At 53.3% G+C, this 4629-nt stretch carries 7 protein-coding genes; 6 read left to right on the top strand and 1 reads right to left on the bottom strand.

Translation table 11 applies throughout. From position 1 onward, the window contains the following. The 4 genes from serA to ACXJJC_RS09380 all read left to right on the top strand — a co-directional run. Window positions 1-1458, top strand: a 1458-nt coding sequence (gene serA / locus ACXJJC_RS09395; protein WP_456371283.1) for a phosphoglycerate dehydrogenase, incomplete at its 5' end; no start/stop codon positions are given. 74 nt (window positions 1459-1532) lie between these two features. After that, window positions 1533-2105 (top strand): DUF2150 family protein, encoded by a 573-nt coding sequence (locus tag ACXJJC_RS09390; protein WP_456371282.1) that lies wholly within the window; start codon window positions 1533-1535, stop codon window positions 2103-2105. Continuing rightward, a complete protein-coding gene (locus ACXJJC_RS09385) occupies window positions 2092-2451 on the top strand; it encodes an SWIM zinc finger family protein (RefSeq protein ID WP_456371280.1) in 360 nt (119 codons plus the stop codon). Before ACXJJC_RS09390 ends, ACXJJC_RS09385 begins: the two co-directional genes overlap by 14 nt. Before the next feature lie 30 nt (window positions 2452-2481). Then, window positions 2482-2985, top strand: a complete 504-nt coding sequence (locus tag ACXJJC_RS09380; protein WP_456371279.1) for a deoxyuridine 5'-triphosphate nucleotidohydrolase — start codon at window positions 2482-2484, stop codon at window positions 2983-2985. Here ACXJJC_RS09380 and ACXJJC_RS09375 read toward each other — a convergent pair whose 3' ends face one another. Next, window positions 2986-3951 (bottom strand): amidohydrolase family protein, encoded by a 966-nt coding sequence (locus ACXJJC_RS09375; RefSeq protein WP_456371278.1) that lies wholly within the window; start codon window positions 3949-3951, stop codon window positions 2986-2988. 38 nt (window positions 3952-3989) lie between these two features. On the opposite strand from ACXJJC_RS09375, the gene ACXJJC_RS09370 reads away from it, so the two are divergent. Continuing rightward, entirely contained in the window at window positions 3990-4163 is a 174-nt protein-coding gene (locus ACXJJC_RS09370) for a preprotein translocase subunit Sec61beta (RefSeq protein WP_456371277.1), read from the top strand. Continuing rightward, window positions 4144-4629, top strand: a 486-nt coding sequence (gene engB / locus ACXJJC_RS09365) for a GTP-binding protein EngB (protein WP_456371275.1), incomplete at its 3' end; no start/stop codon positions are given. The genes ACXJJC_RS09370 and engB, both read left to right, overlap by 20 nt.

Here is a 4629-nt window from a genome sequence, read left to right as displayed (position 1 = left end):
GCACTTATCGTCAGGAGCTCTCCCAGGGTTACGGCCAGGGTCATCGAGAAAGGGAGGAACCTCAAGATAATCGGCAGAGCTGGAGTGGGCGTTGACAACATAGACGTCAGTGCGGCAACTCAGAAGGGGATCATAGTTGTGAACGCGCCGGGTGGAAACACGGTTTCGACAGCAGAACTCGCGATAGCTCTAATTCTCTCGGCCGCCAGGAAGATACCTCAGGCGGACAGGAGCGTCAAGGAGGGCAGGTGGGAGAGAAAGAAATTCGTCGGGATGGAGCTGCGTGGAAAGACTATAGGAGTAATAGGTCTCGGCAGGATCGGTTACGAGGTGGCGAAGAGGGCAAAGGCCTTTGACATGAACGTGATCGCCTACGATCCCTACATAAGCGAGAGCAAGGCCAAGGAGCTTGGAGTGAGGCTCGTCAGCTTTGAGGAGCTGATAGAGAACTCTGACATAATCACGGTTCACGTCCCCAAGACCAAGGAAACGGAGAACCTCATCGGCGAAAAGGAATTTGAGAGGATGAAGGACGGGGTTATAGTTGTGAACTGCGCGAGGGGAGGAATAATCAACGAGGATGCTCTGGTGAGGGCAATAAAGGCTGGAAAGGTTTATGCTGCTGCTGTGGATGTTTACTCCAACGAACCTCCTGACCCGGAGAGCGAATTGCTCAAGCTTGAGAATGTCGTCACCACCCCTCACATAGGTGCATCTACAAAGGAGGCCCAGACGAATGTCGGGCTGATAATTGCCGAGGACATAATCAACCTGTTCCACGGCTACCCGGTCAGAAACGCCGTCAACCTGCCCTCGCTCAGCCCGGAGGAGTTCGAGTACCTCATGCCCTACCTGAAGCTTGCCGAAAAGATGGGCAAGATTGCAGCCGCAAGGCTGAACGGAAACTTCGAGAAGGTCAAGGTGACGTACAGGGGCAAGCTTGCCAGCAAGGACACGTCCTATCTTTCAAGAGCACTCCTCAAGGGGCTTCTCGAGTACATACTGGGACCGAACATCAACCTCGTTTCGGCAATCCCGATAGCCAAGGAAAGGGGAATAGAGGTGGAGGAGAGCAAGATCGAAAGTGCAGACAGCTACGAGAGCCTGCTGGAGGTTAACGTGGAGGGCAGGGGCAGGTCGATCTACCTCGCGGGAACGAGCTTCGGCAGGGACGATTACCGGATAATAAAGATCGACAAGTACAAGACCGACTTCGTGCCGAAAGGCCACTACATCATCTCGCTCCACGAGGACAAGCCGGGCGTGATCGGCAGGGTTGGAACGCTGTTTGGAAAGAACAGCATTAACATTGCAGGGATGATCGTTGGCAGATACGGCGACAAGCCGGGAGGGATACAGCTCATGCTCCTGCTCGTGGATGATCCGCCGAGCGAGGATGTGCTGGAGGAGATGCAGAAGCTCGACGGGATAATCGACGCGGTTTACATCCACCTCTGATCTTTTTTGCACACTCCTCTCGAGTTTTTTGAGCGATCAAAAACGTTATATTTCAGGCTCAACAAGACTTGCTGATGTTCTACACCGAAGACAGGATCAACAACTGGGTAGAGAGGATAAGGGAGGACGAGCTCGACCTTGAAAGCGGAAAGGGGCTTGAGGTATTCGACAAGATGCTCGACGACTACATAATCGCCTGCCTGAACCTGCTGAGGAGCATAAGGGAGAGGGAGATCACCAAGAAGGATGCGCTGAGGTTCATAGAGGAAAGCAAGCCACTTCTCGACAGGAGCTACGATGTGGGGGATGAGGTGAAGGCTGAACTCCTCGAGATGACGAAGGAGAACATGAGGGTCGTGGCGAGAGGACTGGAGCTCGTGATCTCCGGAAAGGTCAGCAGGAAGTCCTTCGAAAAACTTCTCGAAGAGGCGATCAAGAAAGAGAAGAGCGGGGACCTCGAGGGTGCATTTGAAGATGTGGCGAGAATGGCGGCCAAGGCACTTGCCGGGGAGAAATTACCTGAGGATCTTGAAATCCCAGACGAGGACCTCTTCGTGATAGGGTGGCTTGACGCGATAGATGCAATCAGCACGATACACCAGCTGAACGAGATCGACAGGACGGAAGTCGAGGATGAGCTGGAGTGACCTCGGGAAGGTGAGGGGTTTCAAGAAGTTTGATTTTTCCCTCTACAAATTCCTGATAGATACCTTCGGAAAGCGCGGTGACAAGGCCTTTTTCTATGTGAAGGAGCGGAGGGTCAAGAGGTACCGGGACTTCTTCGTGGTTGTCGGCAGGGAGGAGTACGTGGTTGACGAGGACTTCTGCATGTGCAGGGACTTTCAGTTCAACCTGAAGGGCAGAGAGCCGTGTGCCCACATAATCGCGGTCGAGGTCGCGAGAAACCTCGGGATGTATGACGAGGTGGACGCGTACTACATAGACTTCACCAGCATATCGGCCAGGCGGGGATGGAGGTTCGGGGGCGGGTAACGTATTTATTCCACCTGCAAATTCCGGGGTATGGGTGTGCTGTCCAAGCACGAGATCAGGAAGCTGATAGACGAGGAAGGGCTGATTTCTGACTACGTGGATCTCGAAACGCAGCTTCAGCCCAATGGATTCGACTGCACGCTCCGAAGGGTTGCGAGGTTAAAGGGGCACGGAAGGATTGATTTCGACAACAGGGAAAGGGAAATTCCGGAAACCGATGACGTCGATTTCCAGGGCGACTGGGTTTTTCTCGAGAAGGGGTACTACAGGGCCTACCTGAACGAAGTCGTCAAGCTTCCGAGGGACATAATGGCTCTTGCGCGACCGAGGTCGAGCATGGTAAGGGCAGGGGCCAATGTTTTAACGGCAGTATGGGACGCGGGATATTTCGGAAGGAGCGAGGTTGGGCTTGTGGTTTACAATGAGAACGGAATCTGGCTGAGGAGGAACGCGAGAATAGTCCAGCTGGTCTTCTTCAGGCTTGAAAACGAGACCGAAGAGTATTCCGGGATATACCGGGGTGAGAACGTCTGATTACTCGAATCTAACTCTGTCCCTTATTATTTTCACAATGTCGCAGCTTTCCAGCCTCCTGACCACCGATGCAATGGGATTTCTGGGGTTGATTTTGTCGATATTTGCCACCGCATAGCTTTCGAGGAAGGGGTTTCTGGTGGATGCGCGGAAAACGGTTTCCGGGTCGATGAAGTAGCTGGCAAACCTCACCTCGTCGAGCATTGATGGCGTCGCTATCATCGCATTGTCCGTTCCGAGAAGCCACCTTTCACTGCCGGCCATGTACCTGTAGTTCTCGGCGTTCATAAGTCCAAAGAATGCGTTGGAACGGAAGCACGTGACCACAAAACCCCTCTCCATTGCCTCGTCAATCTGCCACCTCTCTGCCATGTTCATGTGCACGATGAAATCCGGTTCGAGGGTTAGTGCCAGCTCAACATCTGATGAATCCCTCTCACCCGCGTGTATTGCGAATATCTTCCCGTGCCTCTTTGCGAGATACCTGCAGTACTCCATCAGGCGAAAGTCGTGATCTCTTACGCTGCTGAAGTTGAAACCCATGGACATCTCGACAAGTTTATCCGCTTCCTCCTCACTACGTGGCCTTGAGAGTGCGATGAGAACTCTTTCCGGGTCTGCTTCCATGTAGAGCCTGTACCCGTCGAGACCCCCCTCTCTGAACTCGAGCGACGTTGAGGACGTCCTGGCTATTGTTCTCACTGACCTCCTCATCCAGTCAACAAGCACATTCCTGTCCGTTTTCTCGAGCACCCTGAACTTGTACCCTCCGGGCCCGACAAGCTCTTCCAGCCCGATTCTGGGAGCTTCGACGGCCGAATCTCCAATGTGAGTGTGAGCGTTGAAGTATGCGGGAAAGAGAGCGAATTCAGGAACTGTCTCAGCGACCTCGAACCTCCACTCTTCGTCGAACAGCAGAATGCCAGTCTCTCCGCTCACGACATCGAGAACCGGAAACTCGCGCATGGATAAAGTTAAATACACGTGGTATAATACCATTCCCCATGGCAAGGAAGGAAAAGGCCCCACCCCTGATGTCCTCTGCAGGAATAATGAGATACTTCGAAGAGGAGAAGACGCAGATCAAGATAAGCCCCAAGGCAGTTCTTGTATTCGGACTCGTCATTGGATTCCTCACGATAATTCTGAACGCGTACTATGGACTCTGGCCGAGTTAGTGTCGAGGTCGTTTTTGCGGGCAGGTCGAACGTCGGCAAATCGACACTCTTTTCCCAGCTTTTTGGCGTGAAGGTTCGGAGGGGCAGGAGGCCGGGAACAACCATCGCGCCGAACTTTTACAGGTACCGGGACTTCCTTGCAACGGACCTCCCCGGTTTCGGGTACGTGAAAGGGGTCAGCAGGGGTTTTAACGAGAGGGTCAAGGACTTCATCGTCGAATACATCGAAAGCAACGCGGAAAGGATTGTGGCAGGAGTCATAGTCGTTGACTCGAAGGCCTTCAGAGAGGTGGTCGAGAGGTGGGACAGGAGGGGGTACATTCCCGTTGACGTGGAGATGGCGGACTTCTTCAGGGATGTAGGTATAGAGGTTGTCGTGTGTGCAAACAAGTTCGACAAGGTTGACAGCAGGGACGAGACCTTGGACTACATTTCCCGTGCCATGAAGGTTGGAAGGGAACTCGTC

It is taken from the genome of Geoglobus sp. (assembly GCF_054018175.1).
Note: the sequence above shows the minus strand (reverse complement) of the source record. Positions and strands in the feature narration are given on the sequence as shown.

What these genes read in the sequence shown, in the direction of transcription:
- ACXJJC_RS09390 (WP_456371282.1), top strand. Translation starts at nt 1,533, where the DNA reads ATGTTCTACACCGAAGACAGGATCAACAACTGGGTAGAGAGGATAAGG.
- ACXJJC_RS09385 (WP_456371280.1), top strand. Translation starts at nt 2,092, where the DNA reads ATGAGCTGGAGTGACCTCGGGAAGGTGAGGGGTTTCAAGAAGTTTGAT.
- ACXJJC_RS09380 (WP_456371279.1), top strand. Translation starts at nt 2,482, where the DNA reads ATGGGTGTGCTGTCCAAGCACGAGATCAGGAAGCTGATAGACGAGGAA.
- ACXJJC_RS09375 (WP_456371278.1), bottom strand. Translation starts at nt 3,951, where the DNA reads ATGCGCGAGTTTCCGGTTCTCGATGTCGTGAGCGGAGAGACTGGCATT.
- ACXJJC_RS09370 (WP_456371277.1), top strand. Translation starts at nt 3,990, where the DNA reads ATGGCAAGGAAGGAAAAGGCCCCACCCCTGATGTCCTCTGCAGGAATA.